Origin of the sequence: Deinococcus hopiensis KR-140 (genome assembly GCF_900176165.1) — a bacterium.
Lineage (GTDB): Bacteria > Deinococcota > Deinococci > Deinococcales > Deinococcaceae > Deinococcus > Deinococcus hopiensis.
Window position 1 is genome coordinate 189,501 of the sequence record NZ_FWWU01000010.1, and the last position, 25,707, is coordinate 215,207.

Annotated in this window: 22 protein-coding genes and 1 pseudogene; 13 read left to right on the top strand and 10 right to left on the bottom strand. The window is 60.8% G+C overall.

Annotated features, from left to right (window positions below; all coding sequences use genetic code 11):
- Positions 1–589: 589 nt before the first annotated feature.
- From B9A95_RS29530 to B9A95_RS29555, 5 genes are all read right to left on the bottom strand, one after another.
- A complete protein-coding gene (locus B9A95_RS29530; protein ID WP_084051185.1) occupies positions 590–1,090 on the bottom strand; it encodes a carboxymuconolactone decarboxylase family protein in 501 nt (166 codons plus the stop codon).
- A 270-nt stretch (positions 1,091–1,360) separates the two neighbouring features.
- On the bottom strand, positions 1,361–1,927 hold the full coding sequence (locus tag B9A95_RS29535) for a TetR/AcrR family transcriptional regulator (RefSeq protein ID WP_084051186.1): 567 nt from the start codon (positions 1,925–1,927) through the stop codon (positions 1,361–1,363).
- A 1,066-nt stretch (positions 1,928–2,993) separates the two neighbouring features.
- Entirely contained in the window at positions 2,994–3,503 is a 510-nt protein-coding gene (locus tag B9A95_RS37400) for a transposase (RefSeq protein WP_425429989.1), read from the bottom strand.
- A 35-nt stretch (positions 3,504–3,538) separates the two neighbouring features.
- Positions 3,539–4,078, bottom strand: coding sequence for a winged helix-turn-helix domain-containing protein (locus B9A95_RS29550; protein WP_170928857.1), 540 nt, complete (start codon positions 4,076–4,078; stop codon positions 3,539–3,541).
- Between the two features lie 302 nt (positions 4,079–4,380).
- Complete coding sequence (locus B9A95_RS29555) at positions 4,381–5,028, bottom strand: helix-turn-helix domain-containing protein (protein WP_084051188.1); 648 nt, start codon at positions 5,026–5,028, stop codon at positions 4,381–4,383.
- Positions 5,029–5,446: 418 nt separating this feature from the next.
- Here B9A95_RS29555 and B9A95_RS29560 point away from each other — a divergent pair, with 418 nt between their 5' ends.
- Complete coding sequence (locus B9A95_RS29560) at positions 5,447–5,668, top strand: hypothetical protein (protein WP_084051189.1); 222 nt, start codon at positions 5,447–5,449, stop codon at positions 5,666–5,668.
- 201 nt (positions 5,669–5,869) lie between these two features.
- A complete protein-coding gene (locus B9A95_RS29565; RefSeq protein ID WP_084051190.1) occupies positions 5,870–6,751 on the top strand; it encodes a CPBP family intramembrane glutamic endopeptidase in 882 nt (293 codons plus the stop codon).
- Positions 6,752–7,901: 1,150 nt separating this feature from the next.
- Here B9A95_RS29565 and B9A95_RS34850 read toward each other — a convergent pair.
- The gene (locus B9A95_RS34850) at positions 7,902–8,072 is read right to left on the bottom strand and encodes a hypothetical protein (protein WP_212648420.1); all 171 of its coding nucleotides are present in this window, start codon (positions 8,070–8,072) and stop codon (positions 7,902–7,904) included.
- A 558-nt stretch (positions 8,073–8,630) separates the two neighbouring features.
- On the opposite strand from B9A95_RS34850, the gene B9A95_RS32920 reads away from it, so the two are divergent.
- The 6 genes from B9A95_RS32920 (at position 8,631) to B9A95_RS29600 (ending at position 17,693) form a co-directional block, all read left to right on the top strand.
- Positions 8,631–9,692 carry a M23 family metallopeptidase gene (locus tag B9A95_RS32920; protein ID WP_170928858.1) on the top strand — a complete coding sequence of 354 codons (1,062 nt, stop codon included), beginning with the start codon at positions 8,631–8,633 and terminating at the stop codon, positions 9,690–9,692.
- 339 nt (positions 9,693–10,031) lie between these two features.
- Positions 10,032–10,334, top strand: coding sequence for a hypothetical protein (locus tag B9A95_RS29580; protein WP_084051191.1), 303 nt, complete (start codon positions 10,032–10,034; stop codon positions 10,332–10,334).
- Positions 10,335–11,143: 809 nt separating this feature from the next.
- Positions 11,144–13,597 (top strand): sensor domain-containing protein, encoded by a 2,454-nt coding sequence (locus B9A95_RS29585; RefSeq protein WP_084051192.1) that lies wholly within the window; start codon positions 11,144–11,146, stop codon positions 13,595–13,597.
- Positions 13,598–14,214: 617 nt separating this feature from the next.
- Entirely contained in the window at positions 14,215–14,574 is a 360-nt protein-coding gene (locus B9A95_RS29590; RefSeq protein WP_084051193.1) for a hypothetical protein, read from the top strand.
- A gap of 212 nt (positions 14,575–14,786) precedes the next feature.
- Positions 14,787–15,812 (top strand): DUF4388 domain-containing protein, encoded by a 1,026-nt coding sequence (locus B9A95_RS29595; protein WP_084051194.1) that lies wholly within the window; start codon positions 14,787–14,789, stop codon positions 15,810–15,812.
- A gap of 645 nt (positions 15,813–16,457) precedes the next feature.
- A complete protein-coding gene (locus B9A95_RS29600; RefSeq protein WP_084051195.1) occupies positions 16,458–17,693 on the top strand; it encodes an AfsR/SARP family transcriptional regulator in 1,236 nt (411 codons plus the stop codon).
- Positions 17,694–17,932: 239 nt separating this feature from the next.
- Here the strand turns inward: B9A95_RS29600 and B9A95_RS29605 are convergent, their stop codons facing one another.
- Positions 17,933–18,877, bottom strand: a complete 945-nt coding sequence (locus B9A95_RS29605) for an IS110 family RNA-guided transposase (RefSeq protein ID WP_245808580.1) — start codon at positions 18,875–18,877, stop codon at positions 17,933–17,935.
- A 265-nt stretch (positions 18,878–19,142) separates the two neighbouring features.
- Here B9A95_RS29605 and B9A95_RS29610 point away from each other — a divergent pair, with 265 nt between their 5' ends.
- Together B9A95_RS29610 and B9A95_RS29615 are read left to right on the top strand one after the other, a co-directional pair.
- Complete coding sequence (locus B9A95_RS29610) at positions 19,143–19,595, top strand: winged helix-turn-helix domain-containing protein (RefSeq protein ID WP_084051197.1); 453 nt, start codon at positions 19,143–19,145, stop codon at positions 19,593–19,595.
- 222 nt (positions 19,596–19,817) lie between these two features.
- Entirely contained in the window at positions 19,818–20,087 is a 270-nt protein-coding gene (locus B9A95_RS29615; RefSeq protein WP_084051198.1) for a transposase, read from the top strand.
- Positions 20,088–20,498: 411 nt separating this feature from the next.
- Here B9A95_RS29615 and B9A95_RS29620 read toward each other — a convergent pair whose 3' ends face one another.
- The 3 genes from B9A95_RS29620 to B9A95_RS29630 all read right to left on the bottom strand — a co-directional run bounded on the left by B9A95_RS29620 (position 20,499) and on the right by B9A95_RS29630 (position 23,305).
- The gene (locus B9A95_RS29620) at positions 20,499–20,978 is read right to left on the bottom strand and encodes a GNAT family N-acetyltransferase (RefSeq protein WP_084051199.1); all 480 of its coding nucleotides are present in this window, start codon (positions 20,976–20,978) and stop codon (positions 20,499–20,501) included.
- A gap of 252 nt (positions 20,979–21,230) precedes the next feature.
- Entirely contained in the window at positions 21,231–22,625 is a 1,395-nt protein-coding gene (locus B9A95_RS29625) for a sensor histidine kinase (protein WP_245808581.1), read from the bottom strand.
- Positions 22,622–23,305 carry a response regulator transcription factor gene (locus B9A95_RS29630; RefSeq protein WP_245808582.1) on the bottom strand — a complete coding sequence of 228 codons (684 nt, stop codon included), beginning with the start codon at positions 23,303–23,305 and terminating at the stop codon, positions 22,622–22,624. Before B9A95_RS29630 ends, B9A95_RS29625 begins: the two co-directional genes overlap by 4 nt.
- Positions 23,306–23,467: 162 nt before the next feature.
- Between B9A95_RS29630 and B9A95_RS29635 the strand changes: the two genes are divergently transcribed.
- The 3 genes and pseudogenes from B9A95_RS29635 to B9A95_RS29650 form a co-directional block, all read left to right on the top strand.
- Complete coding sequence (locus B9A95_RS29635; protein ID WP_084051201.1) at positions 23,468–24,058, top strand: YceI family protein; 591 nt, start codon at positions 23,468–23,470, stop codon at positions 24,056–24,058.
- Positions 24,059–24,065: 7 nt separating this feature from the next.
- Positions 24,066–24,476, top strand: a complete 411-nt coding sequence (locus B9A95_RS29640) for a hypothetical protein (RefSeq protein ID WP_084051202.1) — start codon at positions 24,066–24,068, stop codon at positions 24,474–24,476.
- Positions 24,477–25,135: 659 nt separating this feature from the next.
- Positions 25,136–25,707 (top strand): annotated as a pseudogene (locus tag B9A95_RS29650) (IS701 family transposase); the annotation flags it as partial.

The window sequence follows — 25,707 nt, forward strand, 5'->3', positions numbered from 1 at the left end:
GGGATCACCGAGGCGGAGCCCAGGGGACGTAACAGCCTGTCCGGAAACCGTATAACTCTTCACCGTGGGCCGGGGTTTAGCGGTCGGGAGGATCCGTGTTCCAGCCGCTCGCAGGTCTGAAGCGAGGTATGCCCGCGCACCCCGTCCGCCCCCAGCGAGCATGAAGGTGCCGTCCGGCAGTGCCGCCACGTCCGCCGTATGGTTGGCAGGTGGGTGGGTCACGCGCTCCGCGTCCAGGTTCACGTCCCGCGTGGTGGAGGCGCTTACCGTGAGCTTGCCAGGTGTGCCGGGCAGCGCCCAGAGCCGGATCACCCGTCCGCGTCCAAACGCAGCAGACGGCCACACCAAAGCGCCCCCCGCACCGCCACGAGGGCGACGCGCGCTGCCCAGCGCGTAGTGGCGCCGCACAGCCAGGGTCCCCGGGGCGGACGCGCTGACCTCACCGTTTGGGATGAGGCGTGACCCTCAGCAGCCCGCTGGCCAGGGCATCCCCGCCTTGCCTTGCGCGCGATGGTGATTTGCTGGCCTCCCAGCACGCCGCCTGAGCTCCTGACGTACACCCGCATGCCTTCAGGTTCGGAAGTGGCGGTCAGCCTGGCCACGTCTCCCGGAGCACCGAAACGCTGCAGACCGCACGCGGCGGCGAAGTCTGCACCTCCAGCTCCCGCTGCCGGGCAGCGTCGGCAAGGTACACCCGGTCCCCCAGCCGCGCCCCCTCGGTCAACCGCTCGCGTTCTCGTCCGCCCGCAGGACGCCGCGCGTCTGCCGACCCTGCACGGGGGTGATGGGGTGCCGCCCACACTGTTGCTGGCAACCACCGCGCCTGCGTCCGTCGCCACAACCACCGCCGGATCAACCGGGCCGAGGCAAAAGCGAGTTCGGCGTCGGTGGTAACCCCATAGCGCTGCGGCAAGGCGCGGGCGAAGCGCAAGCCGCCCACGCCCTTGGGATTACCCAATTGGCCGACGCGATTGCGCTGGAGTTCATCGGCAGGGACCTTGAGCAGTCCTCCGATCAGGGTGTGGGCGGCGAAACAGCAGCCGCAGTTGTTCTCCTGAGCGATGACCAGCGCCAGCTGCTCACGCAACATAACGGACAATTTTCCTTTGGTGTGGGCCTCGCTCAGACCCAGCAAGTCTTCGCTGCGGAAGGCTGCGCAACCGTGCGGTAGGGGTTAGGCGTCAGGCTAAGTCTGACCTGCGCGGCGCTGGCCATATCCTGGACCTGAGGTTCAGCGGTGGTGGGATCAGCAGCGGGGATACGGGACATGGCTGGCTCCCCGCAGTGAGAGGGCGGCAACGGCAGTGGGTTCTGAGCACTGTATCTACGCGTATGTAGACATTGGACAACGAAAACGCGATCAGACAATAAGGGCCGAGAGGACATGGTCATAGACAGCCGAGAAGCGCAGGGGATCACCCGCCACCCGGGCCAGGAGCATGGCTCCTTCTGTCAGGGCGAGGAGGGAGCGCGCCTCCTCCCGCGGTGAGGTTCGGAGCGTCAGGGTATTCGAGCGGGCCCCCTCCTCCATGACCGCTTCAAGCCAGGCTTCCTGCGCCTCCAGGGAACGGCGCAGCTCATTGGCGACGGGTTCAGGGAGCGTCGGGAGATCGGCCGCAAGCATGAGGTTGAGGCAGACCCGACCATCCTCGGTCGTTACGCTCTGGTACAGTCGCCCAAATCGCCGCAGCGCCTCGGGGGCGGGTAGAGAGTTGAGGTGCTCCAGCTGAACGTCCACCACATTCCGGTACCGGCGGACGAGGGCGACGCCCAAGTCTGCTTTGGTGGGGAAGTGATAATGGATGCTTGCTCCACGGATGCCGACGTCCTGAGCGATGTCCTTGTAAGCGAAGGCGTTGTAGCCCTGGCGCTGCACAAGGGCCTGAGCGCTGTCGAGGATGTCTTGAACCGTGGTGCTGCCTTTCATGGCCAGACTGTATACCTACATGTATGTAGGCGTCAAGTTAAGCCTTCCCCAGCCATGCCATGCGGTGCTCTGCAGGAGCAGTGAGGGGCGCTACGGCATTTACACCGCAGAAACGTGGTTTAAGGCTGAGCGATGTTTCAGTGCGTCTGAAAAAGGTCAGGGTGGACCTTTGGCCAAACGGCGGACCATCAAGCGGATCCTCACCTCGTAGACAAGGTTTTCAGCCGTCTCCGGCAGCGCTTCATCGTCCCTGGCCATGCGCCTGGATTTCCAGGGCCAGGCAGAGGTCCGCTCCACGACCCGGCGGCGTTTCAGCACCACAAATCCCGCAGGCACCTCCACACGTCGTGGAGGTGCGCCCTTCGGTGCCCAGGTGGTCTGCCGGCCTGACCAGGGATTCCAGCGTCCAGCCGAGAAACGTTCCCTGTTCTCCTGCCAATTTTCCGGTGTGTCCTGCATCCGCCCACAGGTGCTTCATTTCGGGGAAAAACATTTGGCGCCCCCTCGCAGGAGGAGGACCGCGCCCGCGCGGGGGAAGGATATCCGCTTCATGCACTTTGATCGCCATGACGAGGCAGGGCGTATCCACGAGCAGATCACGCTTCCTTCCATTGACCTTCTGACCGCCGTCGTCACCACGTGGCCCCCCCACCTCGGTGGTTATGACCGATTGGCTGTCAATCATTCCAGCACTTGGTGTCTCAGGGCGTCCTTCTCGCACTCGGACGACCTTCACGCAATTTGGTCTGCAACGCTTCCCACACGCCTTGCCGCCTCCACATCCTGTGCGCGTGGTCGGTTGTTTGCCAGGGGGAAAGATCGTGAGGCCGTCGCCCGCCAGGCCACGACCTCCGCGGAGGACGGAGAAGATGCTCTCCAGAATTTCTTGCAAAGACCACTTGCGCGGTCGACCCACAAGCAATTCAGGTGGGGTCAGCGGCTGGAGGACGTTCCACCCGGCATCGGTGAGGTCGTTTGGGAGGTCACGCCCGCGTCATGCGGGCACCACCTCCGCCCCATCATCCCTCCATCCTCTACGCAGGTAAAACCCGCTCCAGCACGTTTTTCAGTCGCACTTTATTGATACCGGCGCAAGTTTGAAACGCCCGCGGTATTCCTTCCTCGAAGAAGACCTGTCCAGCTGCGGCATCTCTCCTAATACGGACTCCGACTCATTCCTTAACAAAGGCCACCAGTGAAAGAGGGTGTGTTGTGAGAGAAGATCGGGCTGCGTCTCCAACCAAGCGCACTGCTGAGCGAGGGTCTCGGTGAAATCTTGTCGGGTGTCAAAGCAGCGATTGGCAACGGTGTGATCGGTCAAAGCCCAGAGCCGCTCGACAGGCTGCAATTCCGGGGAATACGGCGGTAAGGTCACCGTTTCGATCCCCTCTGGCTGTCCCTGCGGTGCAGGGACATGAAAACCTCCTCCATCCTGAACGACCAGGACAAGGAGGTTCTCACCCGCTCCTACACGCTGAGCGAAGGCCGCCATCACGGCTTGATCAGCCTCCTTATTCAGAACCGGAACCAGCCAGAATCGGCTTTCCCCGCTCTCCGGGTTGACGAAAGCGTAGATGTAGAGTCACTCGTCGCGCGGGTGGACAGGACGGACTAGTGGCTGCCCGGTTGGTGCCCAGACGGTACGGAGAATGGGTTGCAAGCCCAGACGATGTTCGTCCATTGCCCACAAAGAAACGCGTGAGTGGAGAAGCTCCGCACGGCGGAGCTTCTCCACTCACGCTTTGTTCTGAACGCCTCCTTGGCCTCCTCGTCTCCCTTGACGTGTCGGGGGCGTGGTTTCTGGGGCGAGAACCCAGCAGCACGCATGAATTCGTAGGTTCGGCTGAGGTAGACGTCTTTGCCGAATTCTTGCTTGATCCAGGCCTGTACCTGCTTGCCTTCCCACACGATGCCTTGCTCGAAATCCTGGTGGATCCGGGCCGCCAGACGTTGCTGTTCTTCCGGAGTGAAGAGGGTCGGGGCACCGCGGTTCGTCTGTCGCCCGTCTCGTAACGCGGCGAGGCCCAGTTCCCGATACCGCCCGAGGAGGTGGTAGGCCGTGACGCGGCTATAGCGACTCAACGACAGCACCTCCTTGAGGGGGCGCTGCTCTGCGAGCAGCGCGAAGAACTGGGCCCGGCGACGTTCCACCGCGCAGGTACTGGCTTGAAAGATGCCCCAAAATTCTTCGGCGGAATGTTGGAGGGGTTGAGTAAAGGCGGACTGTTTGATCCCTCTATTGTAAATGATCTATTCGGAGTCCGTATAAGGATTCCGGATCATCCATCATGAAATCATGGGCTCAACCCACACAAGTATTCAAAGGAACGACGGGGCCGCTGGCTCAGTCGCTCGACGCGCAGCGCCCTCTGTTTTTCCCTTTACCCCTGTTGCGCAGCGCGCCGTCAAGAGCGCTGAGCTTGGCCCGCAAGTCAAGGTTCGCGTATCCCTGGTTAGATGTCGTGCAGGTCGCCAGCGAAGCCCATGATGACAAAGGTGCATCTTCTCGCACAGGAGGTGTCTTCCTCCGAAGTGAGATCTGTCAGGATGCGGTCCATGGCTGCCTGCGCCCGCCGGTACTGCTCGGGTGTGATCTGGAGGGTGCGCATGCGCATGGCTGGAGCGTATGGCCCCTCGGGAGTCTGGGGTTGGGCCTCACCCTGGTCAGCCTGCGGCTGACCATCAAGCTGCACGATGAGATGTGAGCCGTCGCCAGCGAGGGTGTCTGCCGCATTCCGCGTCTGCCACTCCAGGATGGCGTGTGCATAGGCGGTCGTGATGTCTCGCATGGCAGGTTCAATCAGCGTGAGAGGCTCATCCAGCTGGACGAGGGCGCGTGGAACGTGGAACGTCTGGGCAGTCACCTGGTACAGGACGCGTTTTCCTTGACGTCCAGCGACGCGCAGAAGACCCGCCTCCGTGAGTTTGCGGACGTGGTACGCAACCCGGTTGGCGGGTTCTGCCAGGGCATGCGCCGCCTGGCTGGAGGTGCTTGGTTCCATAAACTTCTCCAACAGGCGTGCGCCATAGGCGAAGTCCAGCAGGGCTTCGGCCTGTGCGAGCGTCTTCACCTGGAACGGGGTGGGGGAGGGAGCAGTCATACCTGAATTATGCAATCTTCAAAGTTCAATTGAAGTCTGAACTTTGAGTCTTTTGTAGAGAAACAGCCGCAGCAGAGGACCCGGCCGATCTATCTCGCCCAGATGGGAGGTGGGCCATGCGCCCTGTCTTGCCCGGCCGTGGCTTGATCGGGATTCCGGTTCAGCCGTGATGGGATAACGGGTCAAGCTGCGCGGACGTGCATCTGGCGCAGTGAAGCGAGCAGGAACAACGGTGACGCAGAGGTGTGGAATTACCAGAGCGGATATAGGGGATGATCCCCGCACCGTGTGAGACGGTCGGCAACAGTTTTAGAGCAGGATATTCAGCTGCTGAAGTCAGAGGAGGGGCCAGCAGCCCGTGGTAAAGTTTTCAAAAATACAGGTTTTAACTGAATTTTGAATTCTCCATACTCCGTGCATGACCACCGCCTACGCTCCACTGCGGCAGATGCACGTCACCCCACAACCTGAGGTGCCCTTGAGCCTCACGTACGACGCACGTCAGCATGCCGCCCGACTGAAAGAAGCCGCGGCCCACCGGCTCTTGCGGGAATACCGCCCCTTGTCGCGGTGGTCTCGCCTCATCGTCTGGTCACCTTCGCAGTTCACCCTGCGCCTCTGCGGAGCGGTTTTGAAGTAGGCCTTTTTGGCTTCTGTCCGCGCTTTCCGGCCTCCTCCGGCTGTCAGCCTCTTTCAACACGGTCTCCCGAGCGGTCGCGGTGGTCCCGCGTACCCAGGGCTCTGCCGCTTCCTTCTCCGGAAGTCGCAGGGGGACGTCACGGGCCAAAGACGTACCGATCGCTTTATTCATTCCCATTCCCCGAACACCTATGGAGGCACCATGCAGACCTTGACTGTTTCACCCACCGCCACGCCCGCAGTTCGCAATACGTGGCGCCGCTTCTCGCTCCTGCGCATCCTGCTGGGTGCCCTGACCGTCACCCTTCCTGTCGTTCTGACCATGTTCCTCGCCCAGCACTTCATTCCCCAGCCCTTGCGTGCTTCCTGGCCATCTCTCCTGGCAGCCTTGCTCTGCGTCGCCGGGTACCGCCTCTATATGCGCTGGGCTGAGCAACGTCCCATGCACGCTTTCTCCAGAGCGTACGCAGGCCCCGAGGTAGGCGCGGGGGCTCTGGTCGGCGGCGGCCTGTTCCTCACCGTCATGGGGATACTGACGGCCGCTGGGGCATATCAGATTACGGGAAATAGTGGTGTGACCGCGATGCTCGCCCCCCTGTCTGGCATGGTCCTGGTGGCACTGTTTGAGGAGATCTTGTTCCGCGGCGTCCTCTTCCGGAATCTCGAGCGGGCGCTCGGCAGTTGGGCGGCGCTCCCCGTTTCGGCCCTCCTGTTTGGACTGGCCCACCTTCCTAACGCCCATGCCGGACCCGTCGCGATCGCTGCAACCATCGTTGCTGGCTTGACGTTCAGCGCGGCGTACATGGTCACGCGGCGCCTGTGGCTGGCTGTCGGGATGCACTTCGCCTGGAATACCATGTCTGACGCCATCTTCTCGGTGCCCACCTCGGGTCATCCAGCCAGGGGGTTCTTGCAGGGCCACCTCAGCGGTCCTGATTGGCTGTCCGGCGGGGCATACGGCGTTGAGGCGTCCGTAGTCACCCTGGTGGTGTTTGCGATGGCCAGCGTAGCGTTGCTGGTTGTGGCGTACCGGCGCGGACAGTTCGTGACCAACGCTGCTCTTCTCGAGCGGGAACAGTCATGAAGGCGGGTGAGGCAACGCGCCTCCTTGCCTGCACTGCCCGACAAAGCCCTTTTTCAGTACAGAGACCAGTACTCTGGCGAATTCGCCAGAGTACTGAAGTTTTATTTGCATAAGGCTCTTCCTTTTCCTTTACTTAAGACGACATGGCTGTTGGACATAAAATTCACTCTCGTGCTTAACAGCAACGATTGATGACCAAATCTTCGTAAAAATTCATTCCTACTCGTGAATAATTTTAAGCCAGCACCAACACAAGTGATTGTATAAAGTCTTGAGGGCGAAGGTTTTTTGCCTGTGCCCCAGTCAACTATCTTTGAACTTTTACCCTCTTGATTTACATACCGATGAGGATGCTGTACATATCGGGGAAAGGCCAGTGTTTTTCATCACGCCCAAAGTCAATCACGCCACACGCATTTTTGACGGCATGGCGGAGAGTCTCACTAGGTCCTTCAGGTCAAACGCCAGAAATGCTTTTTTGCTCATTACCCTGATGGCCAGACTGGGTGACTGCAGGACCGCTTTTCTGGCAATTCCCCATTGGGTCACAAGAGATTGGGGTGGCACACAAACGTCAAGCACCACAGCAGATGCAGACCCATGACGATATCAATAAGCGCTCGGGGTACGTGGGGGATGGCCCTATGGCTGAAGTGGAAGGAGAGCTCTGACTGCGTCCTGGGATGTAGAGAAGGTCTTTCCGCCTCACTGCTGCATTCTGCAGGTGAAGTGACGTCACTCCTGAATCAACTGCAAACCCGAGTGCCCTGTGTCAGCTCTCGTCGTCTCCCACAAGCAAGCCCGGTAACACCACGCGTAACCCTCCTTATCAGGGCCACCCCCGTCGTGAAGGGGTACGGAAACGATGCGTGTCGTCCTCATTGGCCACGCTCTCCACACAATGCTGCTTGATCAACGTCGCTGCCAGCTCAATATGATGCAAGGTCATGGTCAGCTCCAGACAGAGAGGTGTTGGTCAACCGGGCCCTCAACCGCTCCCCAACAGCGACGGGACTGATCGGGTCGTGCTCCCCCAAAGCAGGAGGGTCGGCGCGACGATGAGCGGAAGTTGCGCCGACAAGTCCTTATTCACCGTGCTTATTCACGGCGCCGCGTCTGGATACGTGCGGTAGTACGCCGACGGCCAAGCTCAACCGCCGAGATGGGCCACAGGCACACCGCCCGAGGTTGCGGGCAGCACGGGCCGTTTGACCTTCATGAGGCCGCCAGCGCCACTTTGAGTGCCGCGAACCCGCCCATGGACTGGGCTGTTGACCAGTTGCGTCATGTGACGCAGCACCACCGTAGCGGGCTCCTCCATAGCGCGCACATCCGGATGTGCCGGCTTATTCCCGAGTCCGGGTCAGGTTAGGAGCACATGGTCCGAGTGGACCCGTTCAGCCACTGCTTTCCAGAATGCGGCGCGGTCCGCTGCACCCGGAAGAAACGAGCTTGGCGTCACCGTCCCCAACATGCCCAAGCGCCTGCTGAGGAGACTTTCGCATCCCCCAGGCAGCGTCCTTTAAGACGGACAGTCCTACGGTTTGGAGATTATCCGTTCCGTCCCCTGGGCTCCGGTGATTCCACGCCTCTGTGTCACCGGTTTTCCTGCCCCCTCTGCGGCGCAGCGTTGCACGTCCGCTCGGGCTGGCCCGTAATTTCATGATGGATGAACCGGAACCCGTATCAGAGCCAGCCATCTCCTGGGAATCTCCATGCGGATCATTCCCGTTCATCGGTCGTTCACGGCCACTTTCCTACTCTTCTCTCAGGCAGAAGGGAAGGCAGCACACCGCCACAACCCCAAGGGGAGAACACTTCCGCCATTCCAACTTCCACGCCACGCCCCTCCACCTTCAAATCACCCCAGGAGAACACCATGAACACCAAGACCAGACTGCTGATCGGTACCCTCGCAACGAGCGTTGCCCTCTCCCTCTCCGCTTCCGCCGCCGTCCTCCCCGTTCGCGGAGACGACCTCGCCGGAAACGAACGCTACTTGACCTTCGTCCACACGGGCGGTGTTCAGGCCGAAGGCAAAGACATCGGCGCTCGGCGGTACATCACCGATACCCAGTGGTCTGCCTTCAAACCTGACGCCACCAACCCCAAGGACCTCAACAGCTGGGTGGTCTACGGCAAACCCTTTTACGCCATGGCCTCCGGAACCGTCGTGGCCTGCTGGAGAAACGCTCCCGAGAACATCCCCGGCAGCCTGCACCCGCAGTACAAGCCCGGCTTCAAGTTCGCCGGCGGAGGCAACCACCTCTGGATCCTGCAGGACGACGGTACGTACGCCCTGTACGCACATGCACAACCCGGTAGCATTCCCGCAAATATCTGCCCCCACAACGCCCCCTTGTTCACGGGAAACAGCGGGAAAGGTGGAAGCCCCGACATCGAGCCTGAGGCACGGGTGACCAACGGCGCGCGGATCAGCGCGGGGCAGTTCCTGGGTCGTGTGGGCAACTCGGGTTCATCTGAAAGTGGCCCGCACCTGCACGTTCATATGGAGAAGGGCGGCAAGCCCGTGCCCATGGCCTTCGATCGCGGGCTCACCACCCCCTTTACAGGAGGCAAAGTGAGCTTGAATGGGCCTTGGACGCCACTGGCCGGGAATGCACTGCCGGAATCGTCCATTCTGATCTGGCCTGCACGCCCGGCAGGGAACCTGACGTTCAACGGGATCAAAGGTGAGGACTACCAGCGTCTGGCGGAGCACTTGGCAGATTCAGGCATGATGCCGAACCTGATCACTTGTACATCGAACGGAGCAACGTACAACTCCACCTGGGTGCCCAAGCAAGGTGATTTTGCGACGTATCACGGGATGACGGCCACGGTGGCGGCGGAACGTCACGCCGCCCTGACGCAGCAAGGTTTCAAGCGGACCTCCTCGTATACCTGTGGGAGCGTGACCGTCGCGGTCTGGCGCAAGTAAAGCCTCCAGAGCTTGACAAGAAAAAGCAAGGTGAAGCCTCCACGGATGGGACATAGCGTGGGGGCTTCACCTTGCTTTTTCAGGGACCTTCTTCAGCTGCGTTCAGAGCCCTGGCGCAGTTGTCCGACTGGGGCGCCGCGCGTGGAAGGGCACCCCTCACGGCGCCCCAGTCTCCCCATGCGCCTTCAAGTTCACCCGCCGGACCCGGTCAGAAAAAAGTCTCCTTTTTGACAAATGCTCTAAGGACGTTGAGCAAACCCAGCACCATCGCTTCCCCATTTCGCCTTCAATCAGGCAGAGGCAGCCATCCGCAATTCGCCTCGCCCCACAGGAGTGCCTATGAACTTGACGTCCTTGCTCTCCGACATTGCCCTCGTTCTCCTCTGCGCCAGCCTCAGCGCCACCCTCGCGGTCACCGGGTATAGCCTCCAGGACCCCCACGTTCGCTCCCCCTGGGTCCTCATCCTCATCCTCATTGCCCTCCTCAGCGCTGCAGGCTTCATTGCCCTTAACCAGAGCGCGTACACCTCTCCTCTCATACTCCCCCTGGCTGCACTCCTGCGCACTGCTCCCCTCCTCGCCGTGAGTGTTCTTGCCAGCCTGGCCTGCCTGATTGTCGCCGCCGTGCGCGCCCGCCACTGACACGCCCGCACCGCTCGGCCTGCCCAGGACGACCTCCTCATTCCTTTGGCGGACGTGGGCCGTACGGGTTGTCCGTACACGCCGTTTATCCCCCCAGAGAACCCACCGGGTGAAGTCGGCAGGCCCCTGCCAGAGACCTGCCTGACCAGAGGCGATTCATCCGGGCTGCAGCACCTGGAGAGCGGTGTTCCCCGTTTCCCGGTGTGCTGCGGGGACGCAACCCTCACTCCGGCTCCTGCTCAACGTGCGCCCCCTGGAACCCCCCGCATTACCCTGAAGCCGTGCTCAAAGGCGAGGTGACCAGCGCCTGTGGAGCGGGGGAGACAGCGTCCCCCCCGCACGGACCCGCTTCATCACGCCGCGCACCCAGGGGGGCGCTTGCCGCCGTTCAGCAGCTGGGCCAGGGCCGCGTCTGGGACCGACGCCGCAATGGAGCGGGTCCGGCACCCGAGTTCGGCCAGGACCTGCTCCGCGCGAGGTGCGGTTTCTCCACCCCGGCCTCACACAGCCTGAGGAGGCCCCGGCCGCCGCGACAGCGGGAGCCGCAACCGGGTCAGGAGCGGAGAGCGCAGAGGGGAGGCAGGGTCCGTCATAGGCAGGGCAAAGGTGAAGCCAGCATACTCTGACGCGGCTGGGCACCACCGGCGCAGGACGGAGGGCGTGCTGGGTTCCTCCCTCACCGTTTTGAGAAGGTCGGACGCCCTCCCTGTGGTGCATGATTGAACCTATGGACATGCCCCTGACTTCCCAGGCGGACGTTCCCACCCCCGCGATGCTGCAAAATCCTCACGAGATTTATTCGTGACATCGTGGTGGTCTTTGATCCTCACGGCGGGTTGATTTACGCCAGTCCATCCACCCAGCAGCTTGGTTACGCCTGCGCACCGTCCGCGCCTCCTGTTCGCGCCTTTGACCTGATCCACCCGGACGACCGTCCCCTCGTTGAAAAAGCCCTGCGTCACGCATCATCGTTCGGAGAAGCCAGCGTCCTCAGCCCCCACCGGGTCCGGCATGCCGACGGGTCATGGCGCTGGCTGGAAGGGACGCTGGTCAATCTGCTTGATGACTTTGACGTGCGCGGATACATGCTCATTGCCCGGGACGTGACGCTCATTCGGCAGAGTCAGGAAGCCCTGGCACAACACAGTCAGGAGAAAGCTGTCCTCCTCGAAAGCATCACGGACGCCTTCTACTCCCTGGATTCCTCCTGGCGCTTCACCTACGTGAATGACCGCGCTGCCACGCTGCTCGCTCGGCCCGCGCAGGAGTTGCTCGGGCAAGTCAAATGGACGGTCTTTCCGGAATCTGTCGGCACCGATATTGAAGAGCGGTACCGTGAAGCGGTTCAGACGCAGCGACCTTTCTCGTTTGAGACCTGGTATCCCCCATTACAGGTGTGGGGGGAGATTAACCTGTACCCCTCAGCGCAGGGATTATCGGTCGTGATTCAGGACATCACTGCTCGAAAGGTCCACGAGCAGCTGGAACGCGACCGGCTTCGCATCCTGCAAATGACGGTGGAAGGTGCGCCGCTCCCAGATATTCTGACGGAGGTTTCGCTCATGGTTGAGCGGCAGCGTCCGGGTACCCTGTGCTCGGTCCTGCTCCTCCGGGACGGACGCTTATACACGGGCGCCAGTCCAACCCTTCCCCCGGTATTCACGCAAGCCGTGGAGGGTCTGCGGGTCGGTTTGAACAGTGGTGTCTGCGGAACCGCAGCGTTCACCCGGCAACTCGTGGTGATTGATGACGTTGCCACGCATCCGGCCACGCAAAACTTCCGCGCCCTTGCGGCCCTGTGTGGCCTCCATTCCTGTGCCTCCCTGCCCATTCTCGACGGCGCGGGTGAAGTGCTGGGAACCTTTGCGCTCTACGCGCGCCAACCGAAGCAGATCCAGGCCAAAGACATTGAGCTTATGGAAAAAGCCCGCCACTTGACGGCTCTTGCCATTGAGCAGCGCCGACTTCACCAGCAGCTCACGCATCAGGCGCAGCACGACCCGCTCACGCAGCTCCCGAACCGGGCGTTGGCGGCAGAGTACCTCGACCACGCCCTACGGCAAGCGGAAGACGGGGGGGGAGACGTGGCGCTGCTGTTCGTCGACATCGATGATTTCAAAGCGATCAACGACACCCTGGGACACACGGTGGGGGACGACGTCCTCATTGAAGTGGCCCGAAGGTTGAGCACTTGCTGCCGAGAAGGAGACCTGCTCGCGCGCGCCGGTGGGGATGAGTTCTCCCTGGTCCTGCCCGGTACACCTCAAAGCGCAGCGGTGGACATGGCGCAGCAGGTTCTGGGGGTCCTCCGCCGGCCGTTTGCGTTGCATGGCCGCGAACTGTACGTTGCTGCCTCCGTCGGCATCAGCGTCTCTCCACAAGCTGGACGAGACGCGAGTTCCTTACGGCGTCACGCGGATCTGGCCATGTACCGCGCAAAAAGCAGGAAGTTGGGGTACGCCGTCTTCGAGCAGGAAATGAACCGGAGGACGCTCGAGCGCCTGCAACTCGCGAGTGACCTCCGCCACGCCGTTGAGAACCAAGAACTTGAACTGCACTACCAGCCGCAAGTCAACCTTTCCGCAGGACAGGTGGTGGGCGCAGAAGCGCTCCTCCGCTGGCGACATCCACAGCTGGGCATGGTTTCCCCAGCACAGTTCATTCCATTGGCTGAGGAAACGGGCCTGATCGTTCCCCTGGGCGAGTGGGTGCTCCGACAAGCCTGTAGGCAAGCCGTCAGGTGGACAGCCGCCAGCCGAGCGACGCTCCGCATCGCCGTGAACGTGTCCGCCCTGCAATTTGAACGGCCGGACTTCGTCTCCATTGTGGCGGCTTGCCTGCACGACAGTGGCCTTGAGCCTGAACAGCTGGAACTTGAACTCACGGAGAGTGTGGTGATGCAAGACATCCAGGAGTCCAGCGCGCGAATGACAGCCCTACGCGCCTTGGGCGTCAGGCTGGCCGTCGATGATTTTGGAACTGGGCACTCCAGTCTGAGCTACCTTCAGCGCCTTCCGCTGAATGTCTTGAAGATCGACCGTTCCTTCGTCCAGCAAGTGTCCGGCGTAGAAAGCGCCCTGGGTGTGGTGAAGGCCATCGTTGCGCTGGCGCAACACCTGGGTCTGGGCACGGTTGCAGAAGGCATCGAGACGAAAGAAGAGTGGCGGCTGTTACGCGAATTGGGCTGCGTGGATGGCCAGGGCTTCTTCTTTGGCCGCCCAGCAGAAGCGGGAAAGGGCTGGCCCGTCACCGCAACGGAATAGGCCACCTGACCGCGGTGGGTGACTGAAAGCCTGGAGCAAAGTCCAAGATCACCTTTCCTCGGTTGGACTTCAGAAGGCAGAGGGGCTGTGGGAAGGCAGGCGGCTTGTCGATGGTGCCGGCCGTGGCGTGCAGGAAGGGTGGAGTGAGCCGGGTGGTGAAGATTGGCGATGCGGGCATGGAGGTGATAAAACGTTGCGCCCGGTGCCGTGACCGAGAAACCCCGCTGCTGACGTTCCTGTCGTCGTGTGGGGTGGTGGGAATGTTCGGTCGGCCTGTTCACCGAGCAGAACCGTCCGTCAGGGGTACTTCATTCAGCAGATCAGCCTTCCGCTCTTTGATGCAGGGCGTACGGCTGTACGTGCCCAACACCTCCTGAAAACAACCATGACCGACATCGGGGAGGTGCACGCTTGAGGCGTTAACCACCATGCGCACAGCGCTTCGTCTTGAACGCCTTTTTGCAGTGCCAGACGCACTTTCCAGGTGTAATGCTCAAGTAATGGGGGCCTGTCAGTCTCTGTTCAAGCACAACCGCAGTCACAGAGGAACCGAGAAGTACCGTCGCCCGCCCCTTTTCGCAGAGGCCGAGCCTGCTGCATTCCCTGAGGAGATCACCATGACCAACGTCAAAGACACACTCGACGCCGCCCTCCGCACCATTGATGGGGCCATCGCGACCGCCCTGGTCGACTACAGCAGTGGAATGGCCCTGGGCACCCTGGGAAGCGGTGTCAACCTGGAGATCGCCGCCGCGGGCAACACGGAAGTCGTGCGGGCCAAGATGCGCACGATGGAGATGCTCGGCATTACGGGGTCCATCGAGGACATCCTCATCACGCTGGACAAGCAGTACCACATCCTGTTTATCCTGCCGAGTCAGAAGCTGTTCATGTACCTGGTGCTGAACAAGGATCAGGCCAACCTGGCGATGGCCCGTTTCAAACTCCGCGCCCTCGCCGACAACCTCACGGTCTAAACCAACGGCGCCTCGGCTTCACTTCAGGCCCCGCTTCGCCTCAACCACCCGTGTTGGGCGGGTCCCATTCCGCCTGCCGGTGCGGGACGGAGCCATTCCTGGCGGGGGTCATGCGGGCAAATCACCATGGACCAGCGAAGGGGACGACGTGCATCAGCAGCGTGAGGTGAATCAAAGTCGACCCCACCGCCGGCCCGGAGGACGCCATCGGGTTGGGGCTCCCCCAGGCACCCGATCTGGTTGTGCTGCAGGTGGAGGCGCCTGTTCCGGAGATCCACCCGCTGTTCGAGTACGCCCGGGAGGTGTGGCCGCAGACCTTTTTCCTGCTGAGCACCTCCTGCACGCGCGAGGACGTGCAGCCGCTGTTCTCCCGGTATGGGGATATGCCCCTCGCCTCGCCCCATCCCGGGCCGCTGTGCGCCGCGGTTGCCCACGAGGTGACCACGCTCAGCCACGGTTCACTGCGGGGTCTGTCGCTGCCCAGTTTCCTGCAGATGATGGAGTGGGAGGCCAGGAGCCTGGCGATTCGCGTGCAGTCTGAGCACGACTGGGGGCGGCTGCACCTCAAGCAGGGCCGCCTGGTGGACGCCTACGTCCACCGGCAACAACAGTACGGGGAAGCGGCCGTGTTCGAGATTCTGAACTGGCAGGACACCGCGGTGACCATCGAGCGTTCCTACCGCAACGAGCATGACGTGATCGGTCAACCCCTCACGTCCCTGCTGATGGAAGCCATGAAGCGCAGAGACGAGGGCCAGCACTCCGGGGCGCTCCGCCTGGACGACTTCATCCTTGACAAGGGCCACGCGCAGGGGGCCGTGCCCACCACGCCGTTCCCCGCGCCTCCCCTACTTTCTACAGATGATTTTTCCTCTGTGGCTGTACAGAAGCACAACGTGGAGAACGTCAGAGACACATTGGATTCAGCCCTCGGAACGATTGATGGAGCGGTGGCGGCCACCCTGCTGCACTACGGGAGCGGGACGGCCTTAGGGAGTCTGGGCAGCGGTGGCGCCGATTTAGAGATGGCCATCCCCGGGAATACGGAAGTGATGCGGGCCTTGATGCGCACGATAGAGATGCTCGGCATTCCAGGCGGGATCGAGGACATTCTCATTGGCCTGGAGGAGCAGTATCGCATTCTGTCCGTCGTACCGGATAAGAAGCTGTTCATGTATTTGGTACTGAGCGAGGGCCAGTCCAATTTGGCAATGGCGCGGTATAAGCTGTGCACTTAGTACAAGACCTTAATCTTTGACGCGCGTTCCGTCTCTTGCACATTTCCCAGGACACCGCGAAGGCGCTGCGATAGGATACTGAAGAGAGGGGATTTTTCTTGACGGCGAAACGCATTCAAACGTATGAAGCCCAGACTCTAGAGCACTTGTCAAGAAGGAGACTTCTTTTTGACTCAGCCCAGCAGATGAACTTGAATGCGCATTGAGGAGAGTGGAGACGTGAGTGAAAGGGCGCCCCTCACGTCTCTACTCGGACAAATGCTCCAGGTGGATAATCGGGGCGAGGAAATTCTGCCCACTACGCTCCTGTTTTCAGCACTCATTCCATGCCTTCGGGGCGTTCTTTAGCTCCCCGACGCAGACATCCGCGTTGGGTTTGCCTTTCGGGTGGAGGGAGCGAGGATGGACCATGGCTCGCCTGTCGATCGCACCTTTTTTGCGTTCCACACGACTCCCAGCCAAAACCGTGACCTATTCCCCGATGATCTCTACTTTTGGTGCCCTCGTTGTGCCCAGGCACACAGTTCAGGGCCCTCCGAGCTCGCCATCAAGCTTTAATATTCCTCATTCAGGACCTTTAGATATGATGAAAGAATTTAGAAAGTATTAAGATGAGAGAGTACGCCTACGCTTGAGGAGGCGAACGTGACGGCTACCCTCTCTATTTCTACCCTCGGCACCGGGCACGGATACGTGCAACGTCATGGTGCCCGTCTGCTGACTTCCGACGGACAAGTCCATGACCTCTTCTACTATCTCCTCTGCGCTCCTGAAGGCCGTACAAGACAGCAGATCATCCAAGACGTGTGGGGTGCGGACGAAGACGCCGCAGCTCTCAACCGACTCCGCGTCACCTTACACCGACTCAAAAGCCTGTTCAAGGGGCTCACCGTTATTCAGGAACACGACGGTCGATACCACTTGCATCCGGATATCGTCTCCAAATCGGACCTGGGAACCTTTCTAACCAGCGTTCACCGTGCGCGGATCACTGCCCAGCCCGCACTCAAGAAGGCGGCGCTTCAGCATGCCGCTGCGCAATACCGGGGTGATTTCCTGCCGGACATGCATCACAGCTGGACGGACCACACGCGCGAACACTTCCGGCAACAGTACGTGCAAGTCCTGCTCGAACTCACCGCCCTGCATTGCGACAGTGCGGAGTGCACCCCTGCCATCACTCAGCTGAAAGAGGCGCTGCGAGTTGACCCCTTTCTTGATGAGCAATTGCACCGTGACCTCATGTGCTGTATGGCCGCGACGGGGGATTCCTACGGAGCTGTCGCGCACTACCGTCAGTTCAAACGCTTCCTGCAGCACGATTTGGGTGACAGCCCAATGCGGGAAACAGAGGAACTCGCCGAGGGCATCAAACAGCGGGGCCACATTTGTCCCCGCCATATGGGGAGCAATCTGCCTTGTCCAAAACTCGCACTGCAATCCACCTCGATTCAAAGCGCTTCGGCAGTCTCCTCAGCATTACCCCTGCTTCTGCAACTCTCTGAACACCTCCTGGCCGCGACTTCTCTTAAGGACGCTGTAGCAATTACAGGTGAGCGGTGCCTGGCGTTCCTGCACGCCTCCTCCTGCCAGGTGAGCCACCTGAATCAGATGGAGGTGACGGTGGTGTACAACGCCCGCGCTCCTCAGAACAGCGGAGCAGAACTCATCGGCGAGCACTGGAGTCAGGTGGAATCAGAAAAGGACACAGGGGAGGAAGTGGTCGGTGCAGAGGCCATACCCCTTAGTGATGGAAGTGTGCTTCTCCTCGAGGTGCGCAGATCAGCAACATACGGAGCATGGAATGAAGCCGAGCGAGAGTTCTTCACTCGTGCGGCCCACCTGCTCAGTCGATGCCGGCTTCTGCCGCACTCCGCTTAGAGCTCCAGCGAGTCAGCCTTTGCTCAGGTGCGTCCTTCAAGAACGCGCGGTTGGCGAGGGGCACGAATACACCTGGAGCATGAGTCAAAAAGAGGTAACTACTCAGCAATTGTGTTGGTCGTCAAGGGAGTAAGGGCCGAGGGGATGAGCGGTGGTTGCACCGACACACAAAACGTGCCGGTACAACGCACGCCCACCCCCTCGGTTGAGAAGGAGGCAAGCGGTCATGGAGGCATGGGTTAGGCAGCGGATGGAGCATGCCACGGGGTCTGATCACGCACCATGGCATTGAGGTAGACGAGCAATTTGCGCATACATGCGACCAACGCGACCTTCTTCGGTTTGCCCTTCTGAATCAAATGATTAAACACTGTCTTCAAGGTTGGATTCCAACGTACAGCGGTCACAGCCGCCATATACAGCACTTGGCGCACCTCAGCGCGTCCACCCCAGATACAGCGGTGACCTCTTGATTTGCCACTGTCCCAGTTCAGAGGGGCGACCCCAACCAGGTTGGCAACTTTCTGCCTCGAGAGCGAGCCCAACTCCGGGAGTTGGGCGAGCAACGTCAGGGCCACGACCGGACCGACCCCCGGGGTTGAAGTCAACAGCGCGTATGTCCCCTGGAACTTCGGACTGTTCAGAATGGCCTCCTGGAGAGCCTGATCCAGCTGTTCTCGGCGCCCTTCGAGATACTGGATGACCTCTTGGACATCACGCTGTACATATGAATCCCGACTGCTGTGCAGTCGGTTGCGCTCCATGGTCAGGAGATCGACCATCTGACGACGACGGGCGAGCAACGCCTCAAGCGCACGTTGCGGGGCATCTCCGGGGACTTGGGCTTGGGGTTGCAGCGTCTGAGCGAACTTGGCCAAAAGCACGGCATCCATTCGGTCTGTTTTCGCATGCTTGCCCAACGCGCGACAGAAATGACGGACCTGCCGTGGATTCAAGACCGTCACGGCCAATCCAGCATCATGCAGGGCCAACATCGCAGCCTGTTCCAGGCCGCCGGTCGCTTCGAGGACGACCAGGTGGGGCTGAACTTCAGAAAGGCGAATCAGGAGTTCGGTGAGTCCAGCAGCGGTATTCTCTACGGCGAAGATTTCACCGCTGGGGAGCACGGCCACATCCAGGCGGGCTTTCGAGACATCAATGCCGACAAACATCTGTTCTGGCATACGCATCCACCTCCATCACGGTCAGGTGGGACAGGTTCCGGCCATCGCCAGGCTTGCTCATGCGAACTCCAGGGTTCAAGCAATTGTTCGGCGTCGAAGGCGGAACGGGTGTGACCCGGCGATCAAAGCTGAGTAACGGTCTTTTCGACCTCGCACGAAAGCGATCTGCCGAGTCTCAGTCCCGAATCCAACATACAAGCATGACTAAGTAGCGAGCGGGAGGAGAATGGGACATCAGACGTCTTGCCCCCTCTGACCTGAAGATGTGACAGTGCTCCGGCGCTTGATGTGGGCTTCGACCTCGTTGCCCTGCGAACGGAAAAGGTATCTCGCCCTATGGCACGCCCACCAGGGCCTCTCGGCGCTCCAGATCGAAGACCTTGGCCTGCTCAGTGTAAGCCGGCTCTACCAGCAAGGGGGTCTGGACGCGCTCAAAGAGCGCGTCCAGCCAGGGCAACAAAGCCGCTTGACCCCAGGGATTCTGGCGGATATACGGGCACAACTGGCGAGCGGCGAGCGGACTTGGAACTCACGAACCCTGGCCGAGTACATCGCCCAGAAGTATGATGTCACCATCGGTCGAACCGCCTTGCGCGACCAATGGCGTGCAGCAGGGATGAGCTGGCAACGGACCCGATATGTCGTCGCTGGGCAAGTGGACCCCGAACAGAAAGCAGCGTTCCGAGACGACCTCGAGGCGGTAAAAAAGGGGCGCTGAACGACCTGAACCGCTTGCTCTTTCTCGGTGAAGCCGCACTCTGGCTGACCCAACCCCATACCTACACTTGGCGGCCTATCGGCTGTCCGATGGAAGTGCCCACGAGCAAGGCTCGCGGTATTACGGCGCGTCTGAACCTCATGGGCTGTGTGGACTTTGCCAGTGGCAAAGTCCTCTACCGTGAGATCCAAGGCAACACCAAAGCTGCCGATACCGTCGCTTTTGTGGATATTCTGGCCCAGCGGGCCGGGCGCGGCCTACCCCACGGTGCTCCTGATGGACCAAGCGAGCATTCACACCAGTGCCGAGGTGGGACAACATCGACAGCGGTGGAAAGAACAGGGCCTGGTCGTCGCTTATCTTCCGCCCTACAGCCCAGAACTCAACCCGATGGAGAGACAGTGGCGCAAGCTCAAATACCACGACCTCCCACACCGACATCACACTTCCAAAGCCAATCTTCGAGGGGCCGCCTGGGGCGTCGCCATATGACCCTTTCTTCTCCCGCTAGCCACTTACATACAAAGGTGGGATATGCATACTATTAATTCTGGTAAAATTTTGTGTATTGGTTGCACATCTTAAATTTCAAGGTAATTATTCAGAATGCGGTCTGCTTACGTGCCGAATAATTACCCGAGTTACAGCCAAAGCGCGCCTGAAAAAATCCGTCAGCAAGAAAACCGGGCTGCTCTCGAGCCGAAACGACATGGCAGCAAAACGTTCCCTGGCGTCTTTAGAGCTAAATAGGGGTATCAGTGGGCGGCACGCTCTCAGATTGAGCAAGAAACCCATATGTCGAGATTTAAAACAAGAAAGTACTGTCCCAGTGTAGACTTCCCCTGATTTTCCTCGCCAGGAGACAGAGTCTTCAAACGTACTTTAGAGTGCAGCATTCAACCTTCACATGGACGACTGCATTGTTGTCCACCGGGCCACCACTTCTTCGTCTTCCATTTCTCCTGTCTCCTGGAATCCCAACCCCAGGTACAAACTGCGCGCCACCGTGTTGCTCGGGTGATACGACAAGGCGAAGCGGCGGTGTCCATGCTGTTGCCCAATCGCTGCGAGAGCCGCCTCCACGGCTTGTTTGCCGTACCCACGGCCCTGGAAGGTGCCATCGACCATCACACCACCCAGCCAGCAACTGTCATCCTCAGGGTCAATGGCCCACATCAGAAAACCAATGATTTGCCCCTCGGCCCGAACTGCCAGCGGTGACCAGCCAATGGGGCTATACCGGCAAAGAACAAGGTTGAACACGGGTGGGTTTACAAAGTCCCGCTGGTCAGCTTTGACCTGAAGCGCTACGACTGCTCTCCAGTTGTCTGAAGTGACGGGCTCAACAGTAACGTGGGTGCTGGCAAAAGGGTGATGAAGCATTCGCCTTACGTGTACCAGATCTGGCCCTCCGCTGAAGAGGGCCAGATGACGTATCGGATGGACCTTGGGGAATTCCGCCGAGTCACCGGTGTGATCTCGCCCGCTTCCCGACAGGGGCGCGGAGAATACTTCGCTGCTGTCAGAGTGCCTGGGGCTTAGGGAGGCCGGACACGCTGTGCATGCGCCGCCAAGTCCTCCAGCTGCACTCTGCGAGAATGTCCCAGCCTATAACCGGTCAGTCCAACCCCCCCACTACTGTCCGCTGGACAACCGGCTCCTACGAGGCCATGCTGGGGCTGTGAAGCGCACCCAAGCCCCACCGTTCGGCCGATTTCCCAACCCTGCCGAGCCGCCGTGCGCCTGAGCGATGCTCTGAACAATGGCAAGCCCCAGTCCTGCCCCAATCGGGTCGCGCTGGGCGCGGTAGAAACGCTCAAAACCGCGCTGCAGTCCCTCTGAGGTAAAGCCCGGCCCCTCATCCTGCACTTCAAAGGTCACCGCATCGAGTTGTTGTACCGCTTGCACCGAGATGGTGGAGCCGTGCGGCGCATGTCGGGCCGCGTTTCTCAAAAGGTTCCAGAGCGCCTGCTCGAGTCGCAACGGATCGGCGTGCACCCAGAGCTGCGTCAGGCCCTGCACCTCGATCACCACCCGGTGCTCCGGCATGATGGGTTGTACCCGCCCGACCAGTTGAACCAGCCAGCCACGCACTTCCAGCGGTTCTGGGCGAAACGTCTCACCGGAATCCAGGCGGGTCAGGGTCAAGAGGTCCTCCACCAGTCGGCCCGCTCGGTCCGCTTCACGCCGCGCGGAGAGCAGCAGTTCCAGCCGCATCTGCTGGTTCTCCGGGGCGCGGGCAAGGACTTCCAGGTAACCGCTCAACGCTGTAAGGGGTGTTCGCAGCTCATGAGAGGCGTCGGCCGCGAAAGCACGGGTGCGCGCCTCCTCCGCTTGCAAATCACTGAACGATTGATCCAACCGGTCCAGCATCCCGTTCAGGCTCTGCGCAAGTGCCCGCACGTCGTCATGGCTCTCCGGCACGGCGAGGCGCTGGTGCAGTCGGCTGGCCGAAAGCCCCCTGGCCTGAGCGGTGATGCGGCGCAGGGGGCGCAGCCCCAGCCGGATCAGGATCACACCAACGCTGCAAGCCAGCGTCACCAGTACGGCTGCGATCAGCAGGTTCAGCCGACACAAACGCAGCACGAAGTCTGAGATGCTATCGAGATCGGCCGACAAGCCCACCACACCGCCCGGTACCGCACGCAGCCGCACCAGCGCGTGCGGGGTACGGTACTCCGCCGGGAGCCCCTGGCGCGCCCGTTCCACCGCGGCTGGGGGCGGCCCAGGGTGCTGTAGACCATCAGTGAATTGAGGCGGCTCGCCCGGCGTCACCCATACGCCCCAGCCGCCCCCCAGCTGTGCAGCGGCCCGCAGACGGTGGCCCAACGGACTGCCTGGTGGACCCAGGTGCGTCAGTTCCTGCTGCAGCGTTTGCCTCAGTTGATCTTCAGCATAATTGCGGGCTTGCAGCAGCACCAGGCCGTACATGCTGGTGGTCACGATCAGAATCGTGGTGAGCAGCGCCAAGAAGAGCCGCAGCTCCAGCGGCAGTCTCAGCAGGGCACGCCTCAACCGATGTAAAGTCACTGCCGCTCCTGCAACAGGTAACCCGCACCGCGTAACGTATGCAGCAGTGGCGGATCACCCAGCGCTCGGCGCGCGTACCCCACGTAGAGTTCAACGACATTATCGCTTCCTAAGAAGCCCTGACCCCACACCGCGTCCAGGATGATCTGCTTGGGGAGCACGCGTTCACTGTGACGGGTTAAAAAGAGCAGAAGATCGAAAGTGGTGGGGCGTAGGTCCAGCCGCCGTCCAGCGCGGAACGCTTCACGGGTGGCTGCGTTGAGTTCCAGGTCGGCGTAGCGTGCCAGCTCCACGATGTCGGGGCGGGCGCGGCGCAGTACGGTACGGATGCGGGCCACCAACTCCCCGAAAGCAAAGGGCTTCACGAGGTAGTCGTCGGCGCCGCCCTCCAACCCCCGGATGCGGTCTTCTACACTGTCGCGCGCCGTAAGCATAAGCACGGGGACTGGGGTCCGGCTGCGCAAGTCGCGGAGGAAGGCAAACCCGTCGGGACCGGGCAGCATCACGTCCAGAATAATGAGGTCCGCGCCTTCTTCGGCGTAGCGGCTGAGACCTTCCCCTGCGGTGGGCGCCGTACTCACCTCGAAGCCTTCGTAGCGCAGCCCCATCTGCAGGTAATCCCGGATGCCTGGGTCGTCTTCGACGATCAGCAGGCGGGGGAGGGAGAGGGGCAGGCTCACATTACCTGGCATAGCACGCGTGGCTGTGCGGACCCTGTGCGCCCCGCACTGCACTGCACAGGGTCTGCACAGCCAGCCTATCTACTGTGAGGCGAAGGAGACCCCACGGGCACCCGCCTGACCGTCTTCTTCTGCTCAGTTGCACATCTTCTGGAGGACGTTATGAAGCGGTTTATCCCAATTGGCTTGCTTGCCCTGCCTGTCGCCGGCGCCACCCCCGTGACCTACACCGTCGTCACCAGAGCCACCCAGCTCAACCTGATGACGGTCGAGAGCCAAACGAGCGTCGAGAACTTCACGGGCCGCACCAGTCAAGTGAGCGGTACGCTCCGTTACGACGCCGTGACGAAAAGTGGCAGCGGCACGGTGAGCGTAGATGGAGCGAGCATCACCACGGGCAACGGTATGCGCGACACCCATATGAAGAGCGCTGACTGGCTGAACTTTGTCAAGACCCCCACCGTTACCTTCAAAACCAGCGCTGTAAAACCTATCAGCGGTAATAAATACACGGTGACCGGTACCCTCACGATGAATGGCGTGACCAAGAACGTCACCAGCACTGCCACCGTCAAGCTGACCCCAGCGGGCAGCGCTACTGCGGCGGCAGGCCTGAAGGGAGACGTGCTGGCCGTCACCACCAGCTTCCCGGTGAAATTGAGTGAGTACGGGGTCAAAAATAGCAGGATCGGCGGCCAGGTCAACGACACCCTGACCATCAACCTGAAGTTCGTTGCCAGCAGCGGCAGCTGATCTCCAGATGCTCGTCCGTTTTCACCGTTTTCTGGGAATGCTGGCGCTGCTCTGCCTATTGGCACTGCTGGCCACGCTCCTGGTCGGCTGGTGGTTTGGCCGTGGAGCGCAGCTGGTGCAGTTGGTTGCCCCGGTGAGTGTAACCTCCAATACCCTGTTTGGGAACAGTGGGCCAGGTACGCTGATCGGCTCGCCGCAGCAGATGGTCATCCACGATCCAGGTGCTTTTTTGGAGGGCCGCACGGCTGAGGGAGCCCGGTACGTGAGTGACACGTATTTGAAAGCGCAGAACATCTATCCTCTTCAGCTGAAGACGGTGCGTTTTGTGCAGGTGGCGGTAGCGGTGGGCTTCATCGTAGCGCTGCTGGTGTTTGGCAGCTTATGGCTCGTGGGGCGGCAGAACCAAACTCGCGTGTAGAGGACAGACCCAAGGACGGTGACCATGGTGTCGCCGCCCTGACTATCCCTCCCCCCAGCGGCCGAAGCCAGCGCGGAGAGGGGGATTTGTCATGGCGTTCCCACCTGCGTGGGTGGAACGTATGTTGCCGTCATGGCCTGGGAAGTCCTCACCCCTTTTGGGCTCTACCTCCTCTGGTTGGCCCTGGGCCTCAACGGCGGGTTGAGTCGGGGACAACGGAGACAACTTCTGGGCACTGGGGGCATGGTTCTCCTCCTGATGGCGTTCTTTAACTGCATGTGGTTGCAAGAAGATGGGAGCCCAGGCATCTCCTATGCTTTCATCCTGTGGACCGGAACGGCACTTCTGGCCTTTTTTCTGGGGTCGTTATTCTGGGGTGTGATGCGTGGAGTAGCATGGGGACTTCTTGGAATGCCCATTCCACTCGCCCTTGCCTATCTATGGCCCGTTCTCGCTCTCTTTATCGTTCGGTAGACCGTACTCGCGCAGTTGGCGTCAGCATAGAGCGGCAGGCAAGTTGCTCATGTCATAATTACTCACTACGTCGCCCAGCATCCTGGTGAGCAGTTACTTTATATTTTCACTCAACCTTAGCTGTACTTCGGGGAAATCCAGAGTAGGACCAGGGAGGCCAGCATGACCGATGCTGGCCTCCAGCTATGCCAGGTGCTATGTCGCCCTGGGTCCGACACTTTCCCACTTGGTTTGCGCCCTTTCTAACGCACTTTCGCCACACAGCACAACGGACTTGGGCACCGTTGTACGTCCGAGGATTGTGCAGCGCTGCGTCGCGGAAAAGCATGCATCCTCTGACTGCCGTGGTCGCTCCTGGGAAAGAAGACCACGTTCAGCACTTCATCACCGACAGTCCCTGGACGACTCATCCCCTCGAAACGCTGCTGGCTGAGCGGGCCCAGCAGATGCTTGGAGGCAAAGACGCTGTCCTGATCATTGACGATATCTGCCTGACCAAGTTTGGAACGAAGTCTGTGGGCGTGGCCCGTCAATATTCAGGACAGGTGGGCAAGATCACGTCCTGTCAGTGTCTGGTCTCCCTGACCTTCCCTGGCCCTACGACTCTTCCTCCCGCAGGAGTGGACCAGTGATCCGGTGCGTCTTCAAGCTGCTGGTGTTCCAGTGGAACACCAGCAGCCACAGACCAAATGGGCGTTGGCTTTTCAGGAGTTGGACCGGGTGCGCGAACACGTGACCTTCGGCATGGTTTTGGCGG

Excerpts from the sequence above, each read along its gene's own strand:
- B9A95_RS29535 (WP_084051186.1), bottom strand. The coding sequence starts at position 1,927 with ATGAAAGGCAGCACCACGGTTCAAGACATCCTCGACAGCGCTCAGGCC.
- B9A95_RS29640 (WP_084051202.1), top strand. The coding sequence starts at position 24,066 with ATGCTCGTCCGTTTTCACCGTTTTCTGGGAATGCTGGCGCTGCTCTGC.
- B9A95_RS29590 (WP_084051193.1), top strand. The coding sequence starts at position 14,215 with ATGACCAACGTCAAAGACACACTCGACGCCGCCCTCCGCACCATTGAT.
- B9A95_RS34850 (WP_212648420.1), bottom strand. The coding sequence starts at position 8,072 with ATGGAGGAGCCCGCTACGGTGGTGCTGCGTCACATGACGCAACTGGTC.
- B9A95_RS29605 (WP_245808580.1), bottom strand. The coding sequence starts at position 18,877 with ATGCCAGAACAGATGTTTGTCGGCATTGATGTCTCGAAAGCCCGCCTG.
- B9A95_RS29530 (WP_084051185.1), bottom strand. The coding sequence starts at position 1,090 with ATGTTGCGTGAGCAGCTGGCGCTGGTCATCGCTCAGGAGAACAACTGC.
- B9A95_RS29635 (WP_084051201.1), top strand. The coding sequence starts at position 23,468 with ATGAAGCGGTTTATCCCAATTGGCTTGCTTGCCCTGCCTGTCGCCGGC.
- B9A95_RS29560 (WP_084051189.1), top strand. The coding sequence starts at position 5,447 with ATGACCACCGCCTACGCTCCACTGCGGCAGATGCACGTCACCCCACAA.
- B9A95_RS29580 (WP_084051191.1), top strand. The coding sequence starts at position 10,032 with ATGAACTTGACGTCCTTGCTCTCCGACATTGCCCTCGTTCTCCTCTGC.
- B9A95_RS29620 (WP_084051199.1), bottom strand. The coding sequence starts at position 20,978 with ATGCTTCATCACCCTTTTGCCAGCACCCACGTTACTGTTGAGCCCGTC.
- B9A95_RS32920 (WP_170928858.1), top strand. The coding sequence starts at position 8,631 with ATGAACACCAAGACCAGACTGCTGATCGGTACCCTCGCAACGAGCGTT.
- B9A95_RS29565 (WP_084051190.1), top strand. The coding sequence starts at position 5,870 with ATGCAGACCTTGACTGTTTCACCCACCGCCACGCCCGCAGTTCGCAAT.
- B9A95_RS29555 (WP_084051188.1), bottom strand. The coding sequence starts at position 5,028 with ATGACTGCTCCCTCCCCCACCCCGTTCCAGGTGAAGACGCTCGCACAG.